Here is a 24,622-nt window from a genome sequence, read left to right on the forward strand (position 1 = left end):
TAAAATAGCTTGGTACAATAGGATATTTTTTGTCTAAATTCCGGTTATTAGTTGTCTGTTCCGGTTGTTTCTTTTTCAAGAAATGCAGCCGCTTCTGCTTCTGCAATAATGCGTTCGTGGTCTTCATATTTTTCAGAAATAGTTTCTTCCTGTATGAAAGACTCTTTTAGCTCATCAATCGGTGCCGGATGCTTCTCCTTTTCTGTATTTGTCGGATTTTCAGCTTTTTCACGTTCTGCTTTTGCTGCAAAAATGATATCAATAAATTGCGGATCATTTTTGATTTTGTTCAGTGTTTCGTGAGCAGCCTCCTGTTGTGATTCTTTTTTAGAGTATCCTTTACCTTTTCCAGCAGCTATATTTTCAACCAATATTTGCGATTCGAAAACAGGATTCTGATCTTCATCGTGAGATTGTTCAAGTAATTCGAAGCTGATTTCAAATTTGTTTTTCTGACTCCATTCTATCAGTTTCGATTTAAAGTTCACCTCTTTGCGTGAGATTTTCTCCAAATTCAAATATTGTTTGATAATACGCTCTTCCATGAACATTTTGCAGGCACCGTAGCCTCGGTCCAGATAAATAGCTCCTATCAAAGCTTCGAATGCATTCCCGCACATATAACTGTTGTGCGACGACTGTTTTGTAGTGTATTTTATTAGCTTATCCAGACCTATTTGCTTACCGATGTGGTTCAGAGTTTCTCGCTGTACTATTTTAGAACGTGTATTTGTAAGAAATCCTTCCCGTTTTCCCTCAAAACGTTTGTAAACAATATCTGCTACAACTGCATCCAAAATAGCATCTCCCAGAAATTCCAGTCGTTCGTTATTCAACAAGCGTCCCTTCCCTGCTTTGATAGAAGAAGACTTATGTAGCAGAGCTTGTTGATAAATGCTAATGTTGTGTGGATAAAATCCAAGTATTCTATAAAAACAAAGATAAGGCTCCTTATCCTTTCGGAAGAGGAGTCTTATCTTATCTGTTATATTGCTAAACACAGTTTATTCAGTGTATTTTTTTACGATTACACATGCATTGTGTCCACCAAAACCAAATGTATTACTTAACGCAGCACGAACGGTACGTTTTTGTGCCTTGTTGAAAGTGAAGTTCAGGTTGTAATCGATTTGTTCATCGTTGTCACCTTCTTCATGGTTAATAGTAGGAGGAACAATGTCGTTCTTAACAGACAATACGCTAGCAATTGCTTCTACTGCACCAGCAGCTCCAAGCAAGTGTCCAGTCATAGATTTGGTAGAGCTGATATTCAGTTTGTAAGCATGTTCTCCAAACAAAGCCTGGATTGCTTTTACTTCTGAAATGTCTCCTACCGGTGTAGAAGTACCGTGTACATTGATGTAGTCGATATCCTCCGGTTGCATACCTGCATCTTCGAGCGCATTTGTCATAACCAGTTTCGCACCCAGACCTTCAGGATGAGAGGCTGTTATATGATAAGCGTCGGCTGATGCACCTGTTCCGGCCAGTTCGGCATAAATCTTAGCACCACGGGCTTTTGCATGTTCCAGTTCTTCCAAAATCAAACATCCGGCACCTTCACCCATTACGAAACCGTCGCGGCTTGCGCTGAACGGACGTGAAGCGTGGCTTGGATCGTCATTTCGGGTAGATAGTGCATTCATTGCGTTGAAGCCACCTACACCAGCAGGGTAGATTGTTGCTTCAGCACCTCCAGCCACAATCATGTTTGCTTTTCCCAAGCGAATCAAGTTGAATGCTTCACCGATAGCGTTTGATGAAGAGGCACAAGCAGAAGTGGTAGTGAAGTTAGGACCGTGAAATCCATAAATCATAGAGATGTGTCCTGATGCAATGTCTGCAATCATTTTCGGGATAAAGAATGGGTTGAAACGTGGGCCAATAGTATCTTTGGTCTGTGCGTAGTTTAAAACTTCTTCTTCGAAAGTATGAAGTCCACCGATTCCTACTCCGAAAATTACTCCGATTTTGTTTAAATCTTCTTTTTCGACGTCAATGTTGGCATCAGCTACAGCTTCTTTGGCAGCAGTGATGGCATACTGAGTATAAAGGTCCATCTTACGAGCCTCTTTGCGGTCGATAAAATCGGTCGCATTGAAGTTCTTTACCTCACAAGCAAACTGAGTCTTGAACTTGCTGGCGTCGAAATGAGTAATAGGTCCCGCTCCGCTTACTCCGTTAATCAGGTTGTTCCAGAATTCAGGAACAGTATTACCTACAGGAGTCAATGCACCGAGACCTGTTACTACAACTCTTTTTAATTCCATAAGAAGAATTAATTATTTTGCGTTAGCTTCGATGTAAGAGATAGCGTCGCCTACAGTCTGGATTTTTTCTGCCTGATCATCTGGAATAGAGATACCGAATTCTTTTTCGAATTCCATGATCAATTCTACTGTATCCAAAGAGTCAGCACCCAGGTCGTTAGTGAAGCTTGCAGTTGTTGTTACTTCTGATTCTTCTACGCCTAATTTATCAACAATAATCTTCTGTACTTTTGATGCGATTTCAGACATAATTTTAAAATTTTAAGTTTATAAATAGAATAAATTGTTTACTTTTCGGTGCAAAGGTGTGAATATTTCTTGTTCTATACAAATATTCCGGCAAATAAATGCATATTCTTTGCACATTTTTATATATTATGTGCATGAAAAACCATTTTAGAGTGACTATGAATTAGTTCTCTCCAAAATTAGCTTCTATTGTATCCAGAATCTGATTCAGACTTTCAAGAGTTTCAGCGCGTAACATGGCAATCCGTGTTTCTTTAAAGTTCGGTATTCCCTTAAAAAGAGGGGAGGCCGCCAAGTGTCGTCGTACATGTAAAATACCCCGGCGTTCATCAAGCAAGTTTACACTGTCTTGTACCTCCCGTCGCAGGACATCCATTCTCCATTTGAAGGAGAGGGGAGGAAGTTCTTCTCCAGTATTCAGATAGTGTTTTACTTCTTTAAAAATCCAGGGGCGTCCAAAACTTCCGCGTCCTATCATGATGGCATCTACTCCGTATTTGTCGAAACACTCTTTGGCGCGTTGGGGAGTAGTGACATCTCCGTTTCCGATGATAGGAATACGCATCCGAGGATTATTTTTTACTTCTCCAATTAGTGTCCAGTCTGCTTCTCCGGTATACATTTGCGCACGGGTACGTCCGTGTATGGTAAGTGCTTCGATTCCACAGTCCTGTAGCTGTTCTGCCAAGTCGACAATAATTTTATGCTCGGCATCCCATCCCAAACGAGTCTTGACTGTGACCGGAATCTTTACAGCATTTACGACAGCTCGGGTAATTTCCAGCATTTTAGGTACATTTTGCAGCATGCCAGATCCGGCTCCTTTACCTGCTACTCGTTTTACAGGACAGCCAAAGTTTAAGTCCAGAATATCTGGTTGTGCCTGTTCTACGATACGTGCAGCCTCTACCATGGTTTCTGTATCTTTTCCGTATATCTGTATTGCAACCGGACGTTCTGCATCGCTGATGTTCAGTTTTAGCATCGTTTTCCCAACGGAACGGATCAGTGCATCGCTCGATACAAATTCTGTATATACCATATCGGCTCCGAATTCCTTACACAATAGTCGGAAAGCCGGATCGGTTACATCTTCCATTGGAGCCAATAGTACAGGCTTTTCTCCTAAATCTATGTTTCTAATCTTCATATTGACATGCTTTTAGGCTGCAAAGTTAATAAAAATCTGCATGAGTTGATGAGGCTATGGGTAATACCATTTTTATCCCATGATATAATATGGAGCCTGCTTATTTTTAATAAAATAAAAACTCCCAGATGAACTGTGGCTCATCTGGGAGTGTATAACAAACTGTTTTTATATGAACTTTAATTATAGAATGGAAGCATTGGGTATTTTGTGTAAAGATTTGCATTCTGCAATTCTTCCTTTTCCGGAATACGGAACAGATAGTATTTGCTGTTCGGTTCAAATGCTGATCCATCGGGGAAGACTGTTCTTGCTGCAGTATGTCCCTGGATGAGTGTACATCTTTCCTTTTTGTAGCTTTCGGGTTTATCATCTGCAAAAATCAGATTACCGTTTTCGTCTACAATAGGAATATTAGAATTGCTTCCATCAGGATTAAGAACACATTCTACGTAATGACTCCAGTTTTTACGTTCCAGACTTTTCTGATTGCGGAGCAAGTCTGTCAGAGAAAATCCTTCTCCCCACAATTCTTTGCGGCGTTCCATCCAGATTTCTTCTCTCAGCTCATCACCTGTTGCAGTAACCTCTTCTGCAGTGTGCCCAGCTTTCAATCGTGCCTGGCGTAACTCTTTCAACAGGTTCTGCGCTTCACCTTCTTTACCAGACAAATAAGTAGCAGCTTCTGCTTTAATGAGGAACATTTCTGCTACGCGCATCAGGATAATGTCTGCCAATGCATTGTTGATATCGGCAAATTTGAACTTATAGTTCAGCATAGTCCATTCGCCATAACCTGCGTTAGGTCCCCACTGGAATAAATCTTTTCGGTAGTCATTGTCATCAAATTCTTCTTTAAAATAGGGGTCTACATTAAAGCAGCTGTAATAAGAGCCCTCAGTTGTGCAGTCTTTGAAGTTGAAGTTATAGGCAGACAGATTATCTTCCTGAGTAGAAGAAAATCCCCACATCCATTCTTCGTTAGTTGCATCGTTGAATCCTCCCTTAAATTCTTCTTCCGACATGAGGTATTTGTTTTTGGCAGTCATGGCTTCGTCTGCATATTTGTAAGCATCTTCCCATTGTTCCGCATACAAGTTGGTGCGTGCCAGCAATCCTTTTACTACAGTCTTGTCTATACGGTACTGATCGGTTGCATTGATTCCGCGGTTATAACTGTCTGGAATCAGGCTATATGCTTCTTTCAAGTCGGTCAGTGAGCGTTGGAATACCTCTTTTACAGTCGATGCCGGTTTACCGGTCATTGCCATGTTCAGGCCGGTTGGTTCTGTATAGATAGGAGCACATGCATGGTTTGCATACTGTTCGTTTCCTACTCCGAAAGAGTAGTGAGTAGCCAGAAGCATATATACATAGCCACGTGTAGCCAATGCTTGCCCTTTAATAATATTTTTTTCATTATCACTTCCTGCAGCCTGGTCGATATTGGCAATGATGTTGTTGCAGTTATTGATAGCATCGTAAAACAACTTCCATGCCATATTGTTAATTTCTCCGCGTCCGTATCCGTTGGTCAGGCTGTAACTTGCACTATATCCGTAGCTGGTTGTTCTTACTACATCCGATCCGGCGAAATCATCGTTCATCATAATAGAGCCTAATCCGATAGATGCATAGGTAGAGCCGTTGGTAAAAAGTGAACTCCATGTTCCGTTTAGTACACTTTCGCAACGTGCTGTAGTTTTAAACGCGTCTTCAGAAGGAAGGTAGTTAGTGGGAATCGTATCCAAGTCGCAAGATGCCATGCTACATGCGAGTAATATCCCCCAGGCTATATTTTTATAACTGAATTTCATATTTTAAAAATTAAATTAAAGTGTTACATTAATACCGAATGAGAAAGTTTTCATAGCAGGGTAGCGGAATGAAACAGAACCACTGATAGGCTGTTCCGGATCAAGACCCTGCTGGTGACTGAATGTCAGTAAGTTTTCTCCCTGCAAGAAGACACTTGCTTCTTTCAGTGATGCTACGTGTATCCATTTTTTCGGTAATGTATAACTTAATGTCACAGTTTTTAAACGTAAGAATGAACGGTCTACGAGCCAGCGGCTTGAACCACTGGTGAAGTAGTCTGTCTGGTTGTAAGCCAATTTGGGTACATCGGTAATGTCACCCGGTTTCTGCCAGCGTTCCAACATTTCTTCGCTCAGTGAACTACCGTTACCTCCAGAGGTTTTCATCATCATCACATAGTCGTTGTTGTATAATTTACCTCCAATTGCATAAGAGAACAACATCGACAAGGATACATTTTTCCAAGTCAAATCAGACTGGAAACCTCCTGTCAGTGTCGGCAGTGAACTTCCCAATTTTACCTTATCGTTTGAATTCAGGGAAGAATAGTCGCTTGTTGGTACTCGGCTTCCGTCTTTTTGTGTTTTATACCATTGCGGTGCACCTGTGTCAGGATTAACTCCTGCCCATTCATACAACCAGTAATCGTACAAAGAGCCGCCTTTTACCCATTTTTTTGCACCGTTCCACATAACGTCTGTAGGAAGTTCTACAATTTCATTTTTATAGGTAGTTGCGTTTGCACTTAATTTCCATGTCCAGTCTTTAGTTAGAATAGGGGTTCCGCTGATTGTGAATTCCCAACCATAGTTTTTCAGCTTACCGATGTTGGCATCAATACTAGAGAATCCGCTTGATGGAACCAGGTCGCGTGAGAACAGCAAATCTTTAGATGAACGCTGGAAGTATTCGATAGTACCGTTCAAGCGGTTGTTCCAGAATCCGAAATCCAAACCGATATTCAGGTTTAAGTTAGTTTCCCAAGTCAAGTTAGGAGTAGCCAGACGATAAGCTGTCAATGCAGGGTTTCCAAACAGGCTTCCCATACCATACAAAGCCTGATATGCATAGTAACCTACATTATCATTACCCTGTGCACCATAGCTGGCACGCAAAGTCAAGTTTGTCAACCAGTCATTTGCAGCCGATTCGAGGAATTTTTCGCGTACGATTTTCCAAGAAGCACCAAAAGACCAGAATGTTCCCCAGCGATGATCTGGATGGAAACGAGAAGAACCGTCTGTACGTACAGAAGTTGATGCAAAATATTTTCCTTGGTATGAGTATTCTGCACTACCAAAATAACTCAATAATTTGTACTGGTCGCTGTAACCAGAGAAACTGTTCAGTGTAGAAGCAGCATCGGGTTCAAAATATCCGTCGGTGATGACACCCGAACGTGAACCGCCGAAGCTGGATGTATTGTATTCATAATACTCCTGACCCAACATTACACGCACATCGTGTGCATCGTTGAATGTATGATTCCAGTTCAATACATTGTTGAATGTCATACCGGTAGTACGGTTATTTTCTTTCTGTACACTTCCTATCAAAGGTTGTTTACCATAAGTCGGGTTATCATAAAAATGAGTGAAACGGCTGTTATAGTCTAAGTTTACAGACATCTTGTAACTCAATCCTTCAATCGGAGTAATTTGCAAAAATCCACGTACAGATGCAGCGTCACGTTTGTATTCTTTTTTGTCATAGTACATAGACTGTGCAAAGTTATGTCCGTTGTAAGAGCCTTTACGATAGGTACCATAATCGTAGATTCGGTTACCGTTTTCATCCAGAATGTATTCTCCGGTATCCATATTACGTTCGTAAACCGGATAGAATGAAGGAATGCTACGAGCTGCCAATACAATATTGCCAATTGCTGTGTCATTTTGTTTCGGATAATTTTGGATAGAGTGGCTTGCCGATACGTTCAAACCTACTTGCAACCAATCACGTAAATCAGTGGTAATATTGGTTCTTAAGTTGTAACGTTTAAATCCAGAACAGATATAAGCACCTTGATCGTCCAGGTAACCCAATGAGAAATAGTATTTGGTTTTCTCGCTACCGCCAGACACACTGGCATTCAAATCTGCATAATGTGCATCTTGTGTCAATGCATCTTCCCAACTGTCGTCCCAAAGAGGAGTGGCTCCTTCTACCAAGTTTCCGTACTGGTCAATGGGTTGAGGGTATTTGCTACCGTAAGGGTTGATACCCAGTCCGCCGGTACCAGTTGTAGCCAAAATAGCAGAAGCTGCTTTTCCTGCTTCTTCAGCACTCATAGCATTGTTTCCGGTCATATAGCTGTTGCGAAGTGCTTCCCATTGCAATTTAAAGTAGTCGTTTGTACTCAACTGATTATAGTCGCTGACAGCACGGCTTGAAAAACCATATTTAGCAGATAACTGGATGGTTGGTGCAGAACCGGTTTGTCCTTGCTTGGTTGTAATCATAATTACACCATTGGCTGCACGAGAACCGTACAGTGAAGCTGCTGCTGCATCTTTCAGTACAGTGACAGAAGCAATGTCTTGTGATGAAATAGAAGACAGTTTTCCATCGTAAGGAACTCCGTCAACTACATACAAAGGAGTTTGTGAAGCATTTACAGATCCTACACCACGAATATAGATATCTGCATCTTCACCCGGTTGGCCGCTGGTAGAGAATGACTGCAAACCGGCTACGGTTCCCTGCAATGCTTTAGAAACGCTGGCTACCTGTGATGAGGCCACAATTTTTTTGTCAATTACACTGGCTGAACCTGTAAAGGTAGACTTCTTTGCAGTACCATAAGGCACGGCAATCACTACTTCTTCCATCGCAATAGATGATTCTTCCAGATTTACGTTGATTACTTTTTGGCCTTTGATGGGAACTTCTACAGTTTCATAGCCAATAAATGAAAAAACTAATGTGCTTTTAGCGTCTACTTGCAAGGAGTATCCTCCGTCGATAGAGGTAATGGTACCTTGGGTTCCTCCTTTTACCGCTACTGTTACACCCGGCATCTCTTCGCCGTTGGCTGTAACTTTACCGTTCACAGTAATGTTCTGTGCGTAAGTCGTTATGCAGATTAGCATACTGCATAATAGGGATAAAAACTTACTCATAAAATCTCTCTTAATTAAAGTTTACTTAGATTTATAATTAAACAACTCTCTGTTTTTTTTTATTCATCAGGGTATTGATTCGCATCAATATTTTTCAAAGTATTTAAAATTTTTATATACTTCTTCTTTATCGGGGCGCAAAAATATGAAATTTTTAATTAAAAAGTAATAAAGAGTAAAAAAAATCGTCGTTTTTCTTACTATCTGTATGAATAGTTATTTATTATTCTGTTTGTTGAAGGAGAAAAAGAGAGGGGGGAAGGGGTGTTTGTACAAGCTTTTTCTGTGGTTCCCGGAAAAATCGTTACCTTTGTAGCGTAAATCAATAAGAAGCGATGAATTATTCAATAAAGGATTTTGAAATCATGGCACCAGTGGGTTCTCGTGAATCTCTGGCTGCTGCTATTCATGCTGGAGCAGACTCTATCTATTTTGGTATCGAAAGTCTGAACATGCGTGCGCGTTCGGCAAGTACGTTTACTATCGATGATTTGCGCGAAATTGCACAGATCTGCGATGAAAATGGAGTAAAGAGTTATCTTACTATTAATACGATTATTTACGACGAAGATATCACTTTGATGCGCAAGATTGTCGATGCGGCAAAAGAAGCAGGTATCAGTGCGGTAATTGCTGCCGATGTAGCAGTAATGGCCTACTGCAATAAAGTAGGGCAGGAGGTGCATCTTTCTACACAGCTCAACATCAGCAATGTGGAAGCCTTGAAGTTTTATGCACAGTTTGCCGATGTCGTGGTATTGGCTCGTGAACTGAATCTGAAGCAGGTACGCAAGATATACGATGCCATTCAGGAACAAGGTATCAAAGGACCGATGGGAGAGCCGGTACGCATTGAAATGTTCTGTCACGGTGCTTTGTGTATGGCTGTATCGGGCAAGTGTTATCTGAGTCTGAATGAACTGAATGCATCTGCCAATCGCGGAGCTTGCATGCAGGTCTGCCGTCGTTCGTATATAGTGAAAGACAAGGAGAGCGATATCGAACTGGAAGTGGACAATCAGTATATCATGTCACCTAAAGACCTGAAGACCATTCATTTTATGGATGAAATGATTGAGGCAGGTGTACGGGTGTTCAAGATAGAAGGACGTGCACGTGGACCAGAGTATGTACGTACTGTAGTGGAGTGTTACAAGGAAGCTATTCAGTCTTACCTGGATGGAACTTTTACCGAAGAGAAGAAGGCAGATTGGGATACTCGCTTGAAGACTGTGTTCAACCGTGGATTCTGGAACGGATATTATTTGGGACAGCGTTTGGGAGAGTGGAGCTGCAATTATGGTTCGGAAGCTACAGAGCGTAAAGTTTATGCCGGAAAAGGTATTAAATACTTCTCCAATATCGGAGTGGCAGAGTTCCTGATCGAAGCCAGTGAAATCAAGGTTGGCGACAAGTTGCTGATTACAGGACCTACTACAGGAGCAATGTATGTAACGTTGGAAGAGGCTCGTGTCAACCTGAAACCGGTAGATGTAGTGAAGAAGGGGGTACATGTATCGTTTAAAGTACCGGAACGGGTACGTCCGAGCGACAAGCTGTACCGTATTGTACCGGCAGAAGAATTAAAGAAACATTGAAATACAGATAGGGTAGTTGGTATATAAAGCACTTGCGATGAGTGGAGTATACCGATTTCTCTGATTACGTTCTATATTCGACGCCGTCGATTGTAGATTCAGCATCGCCGAATATAAAGCCGGCATCGCTGATTATACGGACAACGGCGTCGTTTTTATTGTATTATATGTAAAAAGAAACCATGCTTCCGGTAGTTTTGATGAAGCTTTCCTGTTTCATCCTGCTTGGAAGCTTTTATTAATAGGAATTAATCGGTATCTTCGTACCGGTTAATTCCTATTTGTCTTATGAAAAAACTGTTCACGTTAATCGTTAGTCTCTGGGTATGTAGCTTGGCTGCATGGGCACAGGAAAGTATACCACAGGTTATTCCTGCATTACAGAATTGGAAAGGATATTCAGGAAGACTGGTTTTGCCGGGGGAGGGGCGGATTGTCATCGAGCCATCGGCAGAAGCACAACTTGGTGAGGTGGCTGCTACTTTAGCAGACGATTTGAAAGAAATGTTCGGACGGATGTATCGGGTAACAACCGGGAAGCCGTCGCGACAGGATATTTATCTGTATCTGGCAAAGCCCGATAAAGTACTGGGTGAAGAGGGGTATGAATTGGACATCCGTTCGCATGTATCGTTAGGCGCTTCGGCACCGAAAGGTGTGTTCTGGGGCACCCGTACCTTGCTGCAAATGCTGTACAACCAGCCGGAAGGGTTGCAGAAAGGAAAGACTGCCGATTTTCCGGCTTATGCACACCGTGGTTTTATGCTCGATACCGGGAGAAAGTTCTTTTCGATGGATTTTCTTGAAAGCTATGTCAAAATACTTTCATTCTATAAAATGAATGAGTTTCAGATTCATTTGAATGACAATGGATTTGTGGAGTTTTTCAATAATGACTGGAACCAGACTTATGCCGCTTTTCGTCTGGAAAGCGACTGTTTTCCAGGGCTGACAGCAAAAGATGGTTCGTATACTAAGGCAGAATTCAAGGAGTTTCAGAAACTGGCAAACCGTTATGGCATTGAAATAATACCGGAAATCGATGTACCGGCCCATTCGTTGGCGTTTACTCATTATAACCCGAGACTGGCAGCCGAGAAGAAGGAGTACGGCATGGACCATCTGGATTTGTATAAGCCGGAGGTATATGCTTTTCTCGATACCTTGTTTGCCGAATATATTGGGGGTGATGATCCTGTTTTTACCGGTCCGTATGTACATATCGGTACCGATGAATACAACATCAAAGAAGTGGAGCAATTCCGTTACTTTACAGATTATTATCTGAAATACATTAGAAGTTTTGGCAAGACTCCCCGTTTGTGGGGAAGTCTGAAACAGATGAAGGGAACTACACCGGTAGATATAAAAGGCTGTTATGTAAATGCATGGAATTATGGGTGGCTGGATCTTGAAACGGCATTGAAAGAGGGATATAAAGTGATTAATACCTGTGATGCCTATCTTTATATTGTACCCGGTGTCAACTATTATCATGACTATCTGGATATACGATGGTTGTACAATGAATGGACTCCGGAGCAAATGAATAATGGGTTTGAAGTAGAAAAAGGAAATCCGGATTTGCTGGGGGCTATGTTTGCGGTATGGAACGACAGAGTAGGAAACGGAATCAGCCAGCAAGATGTACACGCCCGTTGTTTCCCTGCTTTACAGGTACTTTCGGAGAAAATGTGGAGAGGAGATAACCGGAACCGGATGCCTTATGAGGCTTTTGAAAAGCTGTGTCATAACATGCCGGAGGCACCGGGAGTGAATTTGCTGGCGAAGGTAAAGGAAAAAACAGCTTTAACTCCTTCCGAAGAGCTACTTGTTTTCTCGGGGGCAGATACTGTGAATACCGTATTGGATGAAATCGGTTATCCCTATGCTGTGGAGTTTGAAATCTGTCCGGATGCAGAGCCGGTGACAGATGCGGTGTTGTTCAAAGGACCTCATTCTGTAGTGCTTACTAACTGGAATGGAACGGGAAAATTTGCATTTCGTAGAGAGGGGTATGAGTTTGTGTTTCACAATTATCGCTTGCCTGCGGCACAATGGACCAAAATAAGAATAGAGGGAGACGGTAAAGGGACTTCTCTGTTTGTAAACGGGAAATTGGAGGAGCGTTTGGAAGGCCGCGTCGGTGAAGTGTATAATGCGAAATGGAAGCGTAAGGACCGGATCTGGTACATGGAAACGCTGGTGTTTCCGCTCCGACAGATAGGAGATAGTATGATGGGCTTTAAAGGGAAAATGAAAAATGTGGTGTGCATACCACAGGAAAAAGAAGTTCAGTAAGAATTTAAAACTTATAATTTTACATATATGCGAAAATTAGTATTTGCAACAAACAATGCTCATAAGCTGGAAGAAATCCGTGCTATTTTGGGTGATAAAGTAGAAGTGTTGAGTCTGAAGGATATTCAGTGTGATGTTGATATTCCTGAAACAGCTGATACACTGGAAGGAAATGCGGTTCTGAAAGCAGAATATATCTACCGTCATTACGGATTGGACTGCTTTGCCGATGATACTGGTCTGGAGGTAGAAGCACTGAATGGAGCTCCGGGAGTGTATTCTGCCCGTTATGCCGGAGGTGAAGGACACGACTCGGAAGCGAATATGCGTAAACTGCTTGCAGAAATGGAAGGGAAAACTAACCGTAAGGCGCAATTCCGTACGGCTATTTGCCTGATTGAGGGTGGAGCAGAGCATTTGTTCGAAGGTGTGGTAAAAGGCGAAATTATCGAAGAAAAACGCGGTGCTTCCGGTTTTGGTTATGATCCGGTATTTATGCCGGAAGGATATACCGAAACTTTTGCCGAAATGGGAAGTGAAGAAAAGAACTGTATCAGCCATCGTGCACGTGCCGTACAGGCTCTGTGTGCTTATTTGAACCGTTGAGAGAGTAAAAGCATCCCGTATACGTATGTACACGTGTATGGGATGCTTTAGTATAAAATAAGGCGATTATACGCTTTGCTTTCCTACCTCCTTGAGGTATTGCTCTACTTTCTCGAAGAAGAGGGATACATGGGCTCCGTCTACAAAGGCATGGCTCACTGTCATGGCAAGCGGCATTACCAGCCTTCCTTCACGGCGTACTGCTTTTCCGGCATTCATCAACGGATAGTCCAGTGAGTGTCCGGGCGCATATTGGGTATATGTAATGGAGGTAAAATACAGTTTGGGAGTAGCACTGAGCAGAATGACATCAAAATCGCCCTGTTCGGTTATCTGTTTGTCTGTGCCGTAAGGGTCTCCATCTGTAGGGATGTTTTCAATTATATGCCGTGCATTGCGGTAGAAAGCTTCAAAATCTTCGATGTAGGGAATACGTACGGTGTAGAAAGTCTTACCCGGTACGGCTATGGGAGTTGTGATATCTACAGTATCGTGATAGACCACTTGTCCGTGCTTATCCCATCGGTAGCGAAACTCTTTGATTTCGTTTGCAGCACGTACTACGGCATACAGATAATGGAGAAAGAAAGAGCGTCCGGTGCTTTTGGCTGCATCATAAGCTTCGGTGCAGTCTACTTCGCTTGTTATTGCAATCCATGAATTGGCAAAATCACGGAAGAAAAGGTAATTTTCTTTCCGTTCCCAGGTGTCGATGTCGACCAGATGTTTCATATTTGACGGAATTTTGCAGCTACCTTCTGATAGGTAGGAAGTTCAATATCAAATTTTTCACCCAACTCAATCATATCGAAAAGTATACCTTGTATTTCCGACTGATGACCATTGGCCAAGTCTTTTTGCATGGAAGCAGTTGTTTCCGGTTCCAGCTTGTCGATAATCCGCAAGTTATAGGTTACCATATCTTCGGGGAAGGTAATACCCAGACATTTGCCTATTTTTTCGCTTTCGGCAGAAAGTCCCTTGAAGGTATTGCGTGGTTCCCCTTCGTGCTGTACAGCTCCCATGGGTACATCGTAATATGCACCGGTACATGCCATGGCAGAGATAAAGGACCATTTGATGAATGTATCGCGGTTGATATCGTCGGATACGTCAACTTTGATACCACACTGGCGCAGGTCTTCGGCTACATGCTCTATCCGTTCTTGGGCAATACCCTGTTCGGGGCGTGCTCCGCAAACCAGACGGAATACTCTGCCTGACTGGGTTATCTCTCCTTTACCCGACACATAGCCAACAATGTAGATGCAGCCATCCAGTACATCAGCTCCCGGAACAAGGCGCCCGATACGCGGACCAGTGCCGTATACATTCAGAATAGGAATTACTAATGTAGTAGGAGTAGAAGCACGTTTTATTACCTCTTTTACAGAGTCGATGGAGTATCCTTTTACGCAGACAAAGATTACATCTGCCTTTTCTGTCACTTCGTCGGCTGTACTGGCGCAGACCGGGATAAAATGTTCTCCCTTCAAATCAGACTTCAGATGAAGTCCTCGTGTCCGTATCGCTTCCAAATGTTCTCCGCGGGCAATGCATGTTACTTTTCGTCCGGCCAGTGCAAGGAAGCCTGCTATGCTTCCTCCTACACCTCCTGTACCTATAATCAGATAATTCATGGTTATTTCTTCTTTTTACAGCATACTTTCTTTTTACATGCTTTCTTGCAGCAGGTATTCTTGTCACAAGTTTTTTTACAAGAGTGCTTCGGGCAGCATGTATATTGTTTCTGTTTATAAATGACTTTACCTCTCTGGCTGATGGTCCAGATTCCTTCGATGAGGCGTACGTTTTTAGTATCGTCGTCTTCTATGTTCCATGCATAACCACCTTTAGGTAAATTGCGTCTGTAGAGAATTTCTCCTTGGGAGCAATCGGGTAGAAAAATTTCTGCTAATGTAGAATCCGGACTGAATACAATAAAAGCTTGTTGGCGGGTACTGTCGGTCGATTCTACACGGATTCCTTTTTCAAATAAGCGGATACAATCTTTTTGTGCTTCGCTCCAAGTATATCCGGCAGATGGAATACAACCGTGAGCATCTCTGTCGCTACCCGGTTGTTGTGCGTAGGCTGTAGTACCCAATAGCATGAAAAGAATAAAAGAAAGTATTTTCATATTATATTAAATTACAGGGATATAGTTTACAGAGGGCATTGCTGTCTGTAAAGATAACGATGCCCTCTGCTGATTATTGGTCGTATAAATAACTCTTTTAGAAAGACGATGCTTTAAGAAAAAACTGCCATTCGTTTTTCTGAAAAGTGATGCGTTATACATTGAAACGGAAATGCATGATATCTCCGTCTTCTACTACGTATTCTTTACCTTCCACATTCAGTTTTCCGGCTTCGCGTACAGCTGCTTCAGAGCCATATTTGATAAAGTCGTCGAACTTGATTACTTCGGCACGGATAAAACCTTTCTCAAAATCTGTATGGATAACACCTGCACATTGAGGGGCTTTCCATCCTTTGTGGAATGTCCAGGCGCGAACTTCCATCTTACCGGCTGTAAAATAGGTTTCCAGATTAAGAAGTTTGTAAGCGGCACGAATCAGTCGGCTTACACCAGATTCCTCCAAACCTACTTCCTGTAAGAACATCTGGCGGTCTTCATAGGTTTCAAGCTCCGCAATGTCTGCTTCTGTTTTTGCTGCTACAATCAGGATTTCAGCTCCTTCTTCTTTCACAGCTTCGCGTACCTGTTCTACATATTTGTTTCCGTTTACAGCACTGCCTTCATCTACGTTACATACGTACATTACAGGTTTTGAGGTAAGCAGGAATAACTCATGAGCAATTTTCTGTTCGTCCTTAGTCTCAAACTGTACGGTACGTGCCGATTTTCCTTGCAGCAATGCATCGCGGAAACGAACCAATACTTCGTAAGTTTGCTTGGCTACTTTGTCGCCTCCAGTCTGTGCTTGTTTCTGTACTTTCTGGATGCGGCTTTCGATGGTTTCAAGGTCTTTGAGCTGAAGTTCTGTATCGATGATTTCTTTGTCGCGCACAGGGTCTACACTACCGTCTACATGTGTAACGTTTTCATCATCGAAGCAACGCAGTACGTGTAGAATAGCGTCTGTTTCACGAATGTTGGCAAGGAATTTGTTTCCCAATCCTTCGCCTTTGCTTGCCCCTTTTACCAATCCGGCAATATCGACAATCTCTACAGTTGTCGGTACGATACGGTCGGGGATAACCAGCTCTGCCAGTTTGTTCAGACGTTCATCGGGTACGGTGATTACACCCACATTGGGTTCGATGGTACAAAAAGGGAAGTTGGCTGCCTGAGCCTTTGCATTCGATAAGCAATTGAAAAGTGTCGATTTACCTACGTTTGGCAATCCGACAATACCGCATTGTAAAGCCATAATATTTAATCTAAATTATAATTCAATGTATTACGGCTGCAAAGTTAGTCATTTCTTTGTTACATTTGTGTCTGTCGGAAAAGAAAAGTCATTCTCTGAGTAAGAGAGGATGGGTGTGGCTTATGCAATTTGTTCGATACGGCTTTTCTGACAAAGGGGATATGTGGCATTGAAAGCTTCTATCTTCTGCTTCATTTCGAAGAAGGAATGGCCGTAGAAGTAGAGTGCTGTGTATGCTCTTCCTTTCCAATAGCTATATAGTTTCCCGATTCCTTCAATAGCCTTTTCCATTTGTTCCAGTGCATAGTTTACATCACAAGTCTCGTAAATGGAATAGGGGAGTTCTGTATTGTTGAAATAATAAGCAAGTCCTTCCAATGTACCGACTTCAATATTGAACTCGGGGTCTGCACTCCAAAGGGTAGAACCTTTGGGAATTCCTGTTTTACTTAGTATCTCAAGAAGCTGAATAATATTATTGGGTTTGGTTTCGTCTAAATGAATTTCTATTTCGCAGTATGTTGTTTCACCTTCAGGGTCTTGGGCAACACCTCCTCCGCTTGTTTCTCCTATTCCCTTTTTGGTAAGTAGGGTGTGGATTACATCTTCAAACTGAAATTGATGTATGGGCTGTAAACGGGCATTTAGTCTTAAAGTCAGATCCATGGGCTATTTTTTAGGAGAGTGATAATTAGATAAAGGTGAAATGTATGGTAATGATACCATTGGACTTTCTCTCTTTTCCCCGAAGTTACAAAATATTCTTGATTTGTTGTAATTTCAGCCCATTTTTATGTTACTTTTTCTTGATTTTAGCTGTTTTGTCTCTTGTTTGGTGATATTATGTCATTATTTAAAACACTATCAGTACCTTTTTCATTCAGAAGTTTCCAAAATAAAAGGTACTGATAGTTGTCTTAGCTGTTTATGGATTCAGTGTTAATTTCCCTTTTGTATAAGTGATAATATAACTTTTTCCACTTTCTGTATTGAAGCTTAGCTTTTCTCCTTTGTAGTGTAAGTGGCAGACACCTCCTGAGCCGGAATGAACGACTGCTTGAGTAAGATTATTGTCTTTCCACTTCATATCAATAGAAAAATTACCTCGTGCACGTACTCCGGTAAAACTACCTTCGTGCCATACTGCCGGTAAGGCTGGAAGAAGTTGTATAAATCCCATGTGGCTTTGGAGTAGCATTTCGGTAATACCAGCTGTACCTCCGAAGTTGCCGTCTATTTGGAAAGGTGGATGAGAATCCCATAAATTGTCGTTAGTGCCGTTCTTTAACAGATTTCCAAAAAGTGTGTAAGCTCTGTTTCCGTCTTGTAAGCGTGCCCATTGGTTAAGTTTCCATCCCATACTCCATCCTGTGGCTCCATCACCTCGATGTTCCAGTACTACACGGGCTGCACGGGCTAATTGAGGGGTTGTAATAGGAGATAGAGTATGTCCTGGATGCAGCCCAAAAAGATGGTTTACATGACGATGATCATCATTGGGGTCGTCTATATCGGTAGACCATTCCATTAATTGCCCATATCGGCCGATGCGGTAGGGAGCTAAATGGCTGAGTACTTCTTCCCATTGTTTTCGTTCGGTTTCATCTGTTTTGAGTATTTTACTTGCCTCAATTGCGTCTAATAAGATCTCCCGTATGACAGCATGCGAGAAAGTTGCTCCTTCATCAATCGGCCCATGCTCGGGTGAGGTTGATGGGGCTGCTGTATAGGTTCCATCGGGTTTCTTCCACAGATAATCGACCGCGAACTGAGCACTGCTTTTGATAAGTTCGTAACCAGTCTGCTTGAGGAAATCTAAATCGCGGGTATAGTCGAAATAGTTCCATACGTGAGTTGCAAGCCAGGGACCTGCTACTGGTGAGAAATTCCATGTCATGTCTTTATCGCGTAATGGGCTGGTAAATCCGAAAATATTAGACGAAATAGAAGCTGTCCATCCTCGTGCATTGAAATAAGAACGTGCTGTCACCTCTCCTGGTTTTACTAAGGTACGTATAAAATCGATTAGAGGCTTCTCGCATTCAGCTAAATTAGTTGGACAGGCAGGCCAGTAATTCATCTGGATATTGATGTTGTTATGATAATCTACGCGCCAAGGACCATCGATATTATTGTGCCATATGCCCTGCAGATTGGCTGGAAGATTTCCAGGGCGTGAGCTGGCAATGAGCAGATAACGTCCAAACTGGTAATAAAGAGTTTCCAAATCGTAGTCGGGAGCACCGGTACGATATCGTTCAAGACGTTTGGGGATAGATAAATCCAGAACTTCCTGAGAAGTATATTGAGGATTGATGGATAGGGTATTTCGTTTGAATAGACTGCTGTAATCGGCATAATGTTTTTGGAATAATTGGCTATAGCTTTGTCGGGCTGCCTGTTCCATCCATTGTTGAGTTGTTTGGATTGGATTTACTCCCACATAAGTCTTAGGGTTTTTATAGTCAGGAGAGAAGTTCATAAAATAATCTGTATCAGCTGTAATGAGGAATGTGACTTCATCAGCTGCTGTGATAATCAGTTTATCTTTCGTATTTTCAACCTTTCCTCCTTGAGTAAGAACCTTCATGCGCACGGCATATTGCATTTGGTTATCGTTGAGCCGGGCTATGTAGCTGATTCCGTTTTTCCCATCTTTTTTAAAGCTCCCACTGGATAAAGGGTTAGGAGAGTAGGTAAAAGTGAGATTTTGTTTCCCTTTTTCATTGGCAGAAAAACGGATTACCATCACATTGTCGGGGTAGGAGATAAAGTAGTTTCGTTGATAATGTATATCTTGATGTGTAAATTCAACTGTAGCTAAGGCAGAGTCGAGAGATAGTGAACGATTGTAATGCTGGATATTGTTTTCTGGAATATCTGTTTTAATTTGAAATTCTCCGGCAGAGGTAAAGCTTCCAAAACGGAATGGAGTTTCTCCATCAGCATTATAAGCTGCTTTGCCATTAAAATGATCTTGAGTTAATTGTGTTGCTTTGTCTATGTCTTTTTGAATAAATGCTTCTCGTATTTCTTTCAGAATGGAAGCCGATTGTTTATTTACATCCCAATAGTGTGCACTGTTTTTGCATGTGTTGGGACCTCCTCTCCATAATGATTTCTCGTTGAAAGTAATACGTTCTGTTTGAATCGACCCCATAATGTTAGCTCCTATATTTCCATTTCCAATAGGAAGTGAATAGTTTTCCCAATTAGGATCTAAATTAGCAGGTCCGTCTCCGCAAGTAGAAAGAGAAGAAGCTCCATTCCATACAGGGTTTGCTACAGAGGGGTTGGGGGTATCAAACCAGATTCGCATAGAGGCTTGTGAATGCTCGGCTGCATATCCTGATAAAGGAAAATAAAGACTTGTAATAAGCAATAGTAGTTTTTTCATAGTGATAAATCTCAAAAATAAGTTTTGCAAAGATAGCTCTTTCCCTATAGAATTTGATATTAAGCAATTTTTTTTTTAATAATCTCTATTTAAGTTATAATTTATAACTGTTTTGAGGAATATATTGGGGAATTATATCCTTTAAAAGAAAAAAAGAGGCACTTCATCACGAGGTGCCTCTGATTTGATAAGAGAGTTTATGAATTATTATTTATATTATCTTTTTATTTGTCCATTGTAACTGTCATATCAGGGACAAGAACAAATTCCTGTTTTTTCTTATTCCATTTATAATATTCTGTTGTTACACTTTTCTTGTCGTATATATACTTGATGCACAAGTTGTTTTCCCAAGTCTGGCTGTCGTTGTTCCATTTCTGTGAAAGGTTTTCGATCACCTGCTGGTTATCATCATACTTATAGTTGTATTTCATGTAGTTTGTCAGAATATTTCCATTCATTTTATAAACGGTTTCTGACACTTTCACTCCGTCAACTTCTTCTGAGTTATAGATTAAATTATTTTCCGGTATGCCAGCAAAAACTGTAAGGTTAGCAACAAATGCAAGTACTACAACTAATAGGCTTCTGAGGAAATTAATCTTTTTCATATCTTTAATTTTTTAAGGTTTTACTATCTTTTTGTTTTTGATTACGGTGCAAATATAGTGAAACCTTTGATATCTACTATCATTTTTGCCATATTTTTCTCAAAAATTAGCAAAATGATAGAATTTAAAGGTACGTTAACATTTGAAATAGACTAATGTGCTTCAAGCCAATTTTGTCCCCAACCACAGTCTGCACGCAAAGGTACTTTCATTTTGTAAGCTCTTTCCATTTCTTCTATCACAATCTGCTGTACTTTTTGCTTTTCTTCGGGCAGTACGCTGAAGTTCAATTCGTCGTGTACCTGGAGAACCATTTTCGATTTAATTCCTTCTGTACGGAAGCGTTGGTAGATTTGAATCATGGCCACCTTGATAATATCAGCAGCACTTCCCTGTATGGGAGCATTGATGGCATTACGTTCGGCATATCCTCTTACTACTGCATTGTGGGAGTTGATATCCGGCAAATAACGTTTCCGTTTGAATATGGTTTCAATGTATCCTTGTTCTTTAGCGATACGTATACTCTGATCCATATATTCTTTGACATGCGGATAATTGGCAAAATAACCGTCGATAAGTTCTTTGGCTTCTTTTCTGTCTACATTTAATCGTTCTGCCAATCCAAATACAGATATACCATATATAATACCGAAATTAGCAGTTTTGGCTTTGCTTCGTTGTTCGCGGGTGACTTCGCTAATTTCCTCCTTATATATTTTAGCGGCTGTAGCTGCATGGATATCCAGTTCTTTCTGGAAAGCTTCTATCATATGAGGGTCACCACTTAAATGTGCCATAATACGCAATTCAATCTGAGAATAATCGGCAGAGAAGAACTCACATCCTTCATCGGGGATAAATGCTTTTCTTATCTCTTTTCCTTCTTCATTGCGAATGGGAATATTCTGCAGATTGGGGTTGCTGGAACTTAAACGTCCGGTAGCAGTTACAGTCTGGTTGAAAGAAGTATGTATATGTCCTGTCTGTGGGTTGATGAGCAGAGGGAGAGCATCAATATAAGTACCCAAGAGCTTTTTAAGTCCACGATGCTCCAGAATTTTTCCTACTATTTCATGCTTACCTCGCAGGCTTTCCAACACTTCCTCGGAAGTAACATATTGTCCCGTCTTTGTCTTTTTAGCTTTTTCTGTAATCTTTAGCCGGTCGAAAAGAACCTCACCCACCTGTTTGGGAGATGCAATGTTGAACTCTATACCCGCAAGCTGGTGCACTTCTTCTTCAATCTGATGCATTCGGGCAGTAAAATGGGTAGAAGTTTCTTTCAGAGCATTGGTATCAATGCGGACTCCATTTCGTTCCATGTAGGCAAGTACAGGAACGAGAGGCATTTCGATATTCCAGAACAATTCTTCCACCCCGTTAGTCTTCAGCTCTTTTTCCAAGATAGATTTGAGCTTTAAGGTTACATCAGCATCTTCACATGCATATTTGTAAACAGAGGCAGGGGAGAGGTCACGCATATTTTTCTGATTCTTCCCCTTGGGACCGATCAGCTCTTCGATTTTGATGGTATTGTATTTCAGGTAGACCTCTGCCAGGTAATCCATCCCATGATGCAGTTCGGGTTGCAGTACATAGTGAGCAATCATGGTATCGAACAAGGGACCTTGTACTTCGATACCATAGTTTCCTAAGACGAGCATATCGTATTTGATATTTTGTCCGATCTTTAAAGTTTGCTTGTTTTCGAGCAGAGGCTTGAACTGATCTACTATTTTTTGTGCTTCTTCACGATTTGCCGGTACTGGGACATAAAAGGCCTGATTTTCGGCATAACTGAAGCTCATTCCTACCAATTCTGCGGTGATTGGCTCTGTTCCGGTTGTTTCCGTATCAAAACTAAAAAAATCCTTTGTAAGGATATTTTGTAAAAAATCAGCTCTTTTTTCTTCTGTATCAATGAGTTGGTAGTCGTATTTTAACGTTTCAAGGCTCTGTAAAATCGAATTTTTTGAATCGTCTGTACTTTCGGACGCAAAAAAGCCGAAAAGATCGCCCTGTGAAGAGGAAGTAGGAGAGGCTGAAACAGCTGTTTTTTTCTCACTTTTCAAAATACGGTCGATTAGTGTACGAAATTCGAGTTCCTCAAAAATTTTACGAAGTTCCTCTTCATTGATAGATTTTCTTTTTAAACTCTCCATGTCGAGTGTAACAGGTACATCTGTTTTAATTGTAGCCAGGAACTTGGAGAATTCAATTTGTTGCCGGTTGTTTTCTATTTTCGTTTTGATAGCACCTTTCAGCTCATGTGTATGTTCGAGCAGATTCTCGATACTTCCAAATTGTGCGATGAGTTTTTGTGCAGTTTTTTCTCCTACTCCCGGACATCCGGGAATGTTGTCTGCACTGTCTCCCATCAAGCCCAGCATGTCGATGACTTGTGAAGGAGACTGTATATCGAATTTTGCTTTTACTTTTTCCACTCCCATAACCTCAAACTCTTTATCTCCATATTTAGGGCGATACATAAATACATTATCGGAGACAAGTTGTCCATAGTCTTTATCAGGAGTCATCATATAAGTTTTGATGCCTTGCTTTCCAGCTTCGGTAGCCAGTGTTCCGATTACGTCGTCGGCTTCGAATCCGGGAACTTCAAGGATAGGAATGCGATAAGCTCGGATAATATCTTTAATGATAGGGACGGAGAGACGGATTGCTTCCGGTGTTTCTTCACGTTGTGCCTTGTACTGTTCAAATGCTTCATGACGGAAAGTAGGGCCTGCCGGGTCGAAAGCAATTCCGATATGAGTAGGCTGCTCTTTCTTCAATACATCTTCTAATGTATTTACAAATCCCATGATGGCGGAGGTGTTGAAGCCTTTGGAATTAATACGCGGATTCTTAATAAGGGCATAATATGCACGGTATATAAGCGCATAGGCATCTAATAGAAATAGTTTCTCCATTCGTGTAAAAATATTAAGATTTTCTATGTAAAAGTACAAAAAAATACCGTATTCCCTGTTTTATTATTACTTTTGTACGCAAATAAGCCTCTATGAATAAAATAGAATTGATCCGAAAACCTGTTGAAAAAGAGTTAGGTGAATTTAAGTTGCTTTTTGATGATTCGTTGAAAAGTTCAACTCCACTGCTCAATGAAGTGCTGTCGTATATCAAAAAACGCAACGGAAAGATGATGCGTCCTGTTTTGGTATTATTGATGGCAAAGTTGTTTGCTGCTCCTAATGCCTCTACTTTACATGCTGCTCTTTCGTTGGAGTTGCTTCATACTGCCAGTCTGGTACATGACGATGTGGTAGATGAGAGCAACCAAAGACGCGGACAGTCTTCTGTCAATGCTATGTATGATAATAAAGTATCGGTATTGGTGGGTGATTATTTATTGGCTACAAGTTTGAAGCATGCTGCTTTCACAGGACAGATTGAACTGGTTGATTTGGTATCACGTTTAGGGCAGGAATTATCGGAAGGAGAAATTATTCAATTGGCGAATATCAATAACTTGGATTTTTCAGAAGAGATTTATTTTGATGTAATTCGTAAGAAGACAGCTGCCTTGTTTACTGCCAGTGCGGAGGGGGGAGCTATATCTGTCAAAGCTTCTGAGGAGGATGTGAAACGGGCTGCTCTTTTTGGAGAAATGATTGGTATTGCTTTCCAGATAAAAGACGATATATTCGATTATTTTGAGAACGAAGAGTTGGGTAAACCCACAGGAAATGATATGTTGGAGGGGAAATTGACCCTGCCTGCATTATATGTTCTGAATAATAAAGCCGGTGAGGAGTATCGTCAATTGGCTTTGAAAATTCGGGCATTTGAGGCTTCTCGGGATGAAATAGAAGATTTCGTTCGTTTTGTGAAACAAGAGGGGGGAATAGAGTATGCACAGAATGTGATGTACGACTATAGAAACCGGGCTCTGGCCTTGCTTCCCGAAACTGCCGATGAATCGGTAAGAGAGGCGCTGACAATGTATATTGATTATGTAATTGAAAGAAATAAGTAATAGTATTAAAATGTAAAGCGGGGCTGTTGCAAACCTTATTTTGCGGCAGCCCCGTTTTTGTATCCGGATGCTCTGGTCCCCGTGTCGGGAAGGCCGGTTATA

At 41.4% G+C, this 24,622-nt stretch carries 17 protein-coding genes and 1 pseudogene; 4 read left to right on the forward strand and 14 right to left on the reverse strand.

The genetic code is table 11. The annotated features are described in order from the left end of the window. Positions 1 to 47 precede the first annotated feature (47 nt). From rnc to WKU26_RS09355, 6 genes are all read right to left on the reverse strand, one after another. Complete coding sequence (rnc, locus tag WKU26_RS09330) at positions 48 to 1,001, reverse strand: ribonuclease III (protein WP_340321781.1); 954 nt, start codon at positions 999 to 1,001, stop codon at positions 48 to 50. Positions 1,002 to 1,004: 3 nt separating this feature from the next. Continuing rightward, positions 1,005 to 2,270, reverse strand: coding sequence for a beta-ketoacyl-ACP synthase II (gene fabF / locus WKU26_RS09335; protein ID WP_178267322.1), 1,266 nt, complete (start codon positions 2,268 to 2,270; stop codon positions 1,005 to 1,007). 12 nt (positions 2,271 to 2,282) lie between these two features. Then, positions 2,283 to 2,519: an acyl carrier protein gene (locus WKU26_RS09340; protein WP_178267321.1), complete on the reverse strand. Its 237-nt coding sequence runs from the start codon at positions 2,517 to 2,519 to the stop codon at positions 2,283 to 2,285. 163 nt (positions 2,520 to 2,682) lie between these two features. Further along, on the reverse strand, positions 2,683 to 3,669 hold the full coding sequence (dusB, locus tag WKU26_RS09345; RefSeq protein ID WP_178267320.1) for a tRNA dihydrouridine synthase DusB: 987 nt from the start codon (positions 3,667 to 3,669) through the stop codon (positions 2,683 to 2,685). Between the two features lie 179 nt (positions 3,670 to 3,848). Further along, the gene (locus WKU26_RS09350) at positions 3,849 to 5,486 is read right to left on the reverse strand and encodes a RagB/SusD family nutrient uptake outer membrane protein (protein ID WP_340321782.1); all 1,638 of its coding nucleotides are present in this window, start codon (positions 5,484 to 5,486) and stop codon (positions 3,849 to 3,851) included. A 15-nt stretch (positions 5,487 to 5,501) separates the two neighbouring features. After that, positions 5,502 to 8,609 (reverse strand): SusC/RagA family TonB-linked outer membrane protein, encoded by a 3,108-nt coding sequence (locus WKU26_RS09355; RefSeq protein WP_340321783.1) that lies wholly within the window; start codon positions 8,607 to 8,609, stop codon positions 5,502 to 5,504. Positions 8,610 to 8,944: 335 nt separating this feature from the next. Here WKU26_RS09355 and WKU26_RS09360 point away from each other — a divergent pair, with 335 nt between their 5' ends. The 3 genes from WKU26_RS09360 to WKU26_RS09370 all read left to right on the forward strand — a co-directional run bounded on the left by WKU26_RS09360 (position 8,945) and on the right by WKU26_RS09370 (position 13,114). Beyond that, positions 8,945 to 10,207: a peptidase U32 family protein gene (locus WKU26_RS09360; protein ID WP_340321784.1), complete on the forward strand. Its 1,263-nt coding sequence runs from the start codon at positions 8,945 to 8,947 to the stop codon at positions 10,205 to 10,207. A 288-nt stretch (positions 10,208 to 10,495) separates the two neighbouring features. Next, positions 10,496 to 12,508, forward strand: a complete 2,013-nt coding sequence (locus tag WKU26_RS09365) for a family 20 glycosylhydrolase (RefSeq protein WP_340321785.1) — start codon at positions 10,496 to 10,498, stop codon at positions 12,506 to 12,508. 27 nt (positions 12,509 to 12,535) lie between these two features. Beyond that, positions 12,536 to 13,114: a non-canonical purine NTP diphosphatase gene (locus WKU26_RS09370; RefSeq protein ID WP_340321786.1), complete on the forward strand. Its 579-nt coding sequence runs from the start codon at positions 12,536 to 12,538 to the stop codon at positions 13,112 to 13,114. A gap of 66 nt (positions 13,115 to 13,180) precedes the next feature. Here WKU26_RS09370 and WKU26_RS09375 read toward each other — a convergent pair whose 3' ends face one another. The 8 genes and pseudogenes from WKU26_RS09375 to polA form a co-directional block, all read right to left on the reverse strand. Beyond that, positions 13,181 to 13,846, reverse strand: a complete 666-nt coding sequence (locus WKU26_RS09375) for a chloramphenicol acetyltransferase (RefSeq protein ID WP_340321787.1) — start codon at positions 13,844 to 13,846, stop codon at positions 13,181 to 13,183. Then, positions 13,843 to 14,754, reverse strand: coding sequence for a ketopantoate reductase family protein (locus WKU26_RS09380; protein WP_340321788.1), 912 nt, complete (start codon positions 14,752 to 14,754; stop codon positions 13,843 to 13,845). The genes WKU26_RS09375 and WKU26_RS09380 overlap by 4 nt, the downstream gene beginning before the upstream one ends. A 107-nt stretch (positions 14,755 to 14,861) precedes the next feature. Beyond that, positions 14,862 to 15,206: pseudogene (locus WKU26_RS09385) on the reverse strand (copper resistance protein NlpE); the annotation flags it as partial. Between the two features lie 202 nt (positions 15,207 to 15,408). After that, positions 15,409 to 16,512, reverse strand: a complete 1,104-nt coding sequence (gene ychF, locus WKU26_RS09390; RefSeq protein ID WP_178265779.1) for a redox-regulated ATPase YchF — start codon at positions 16,510 to 16,512, stop codon at positions 15,409 to 15,411. A gap of 120 nt (positions 16,513 to 16,632) precedes the next feature. Further along, positions 16,633 to 17,178 carry a hypothetical protein gene (locus WKU26_RS09395; RefSeq protein ID WP_340321789.1) on the reverse strand — a complete coding sequence of 182 codons (546 nt, stop codon included), beginning with the start codon at positions 17,176 to 17,178 and terminating at the stop codon, positions 16,633 to 16,635. A gap of 259 nt (positions 17,179 to 17,437) precedes the next feature. Further along, positions 17,438 to 19,909, reverse strand: coding sequence for a glycosyl hydrolase family 95 catalytic domain-containing protein (locus tag WKU26_RS09400; RefSeq protein WP_340321790.1), 2,472 nt, complete (start codon positions 19,907 to 19,909; stop codon positions 17,438 to 17,440). A 224-nt stretch (positions 19,910 to 20,133) separates the two neighbouring features. Continuing rightward, on the reverse strand, positions 20,134 to 20,520 hold the full coding sequence (locus WKU26_RS09405) for a DUF3836 domain-containing protein (RefSeq protein WP_269878938.1): 387 nt from the start codon (positions 20,518 to 20,520) through the stop codon (positions 20,134 to 20,136). A 152-nt stretch (positions 20,521 to 20,672) separates the two neighbouring features. Continuing rightward, positions 20,673 to 23,453 carry a DNA polymerase I gene (polA, locus tag WKU26_RS09410; RefSeq protein ID WP_340321791.1) on the reverse strand — a complete coding sequence of 927 codons (2,781 nt, stop codon included), beginning with the start codon at positions 23,451 to 23,453 and terminating at the stop codon, positions 20,673 to 20,675. A 92-nt stretch (positions 23,454 to 23,545) separates the two neighbouring features. On the opposite strand from polA, the gene WKU26_RS09415 reads away from it, so the two are divergent. Beyond that, the gene (locus WKU26_RS09415; protein WP_340321792.1) at positions 23,546 to 24,520 is read left to right on the forward strand and encodes a polyprenyl synthetase family protein; all 975 of its coding nucleotides are present in this window, start codon (positions 23,546 to 23,548) and stop codon (positions 24,518 to 24,520) included. Positions 24,521 to 24,622 lie beyond the last annotated feature (102 nt).

It is taken from the genome of Phocaeicola sp. HCN-40430, assembly GCF_037890285.1.
Classification (GTDB): domain Bacteria; phylum Bacteroidota; class Bacteroidia; order Bacteroidales; family Bacteroidaceae; genus Phocaeicola; species Phocaeicola acetigenes.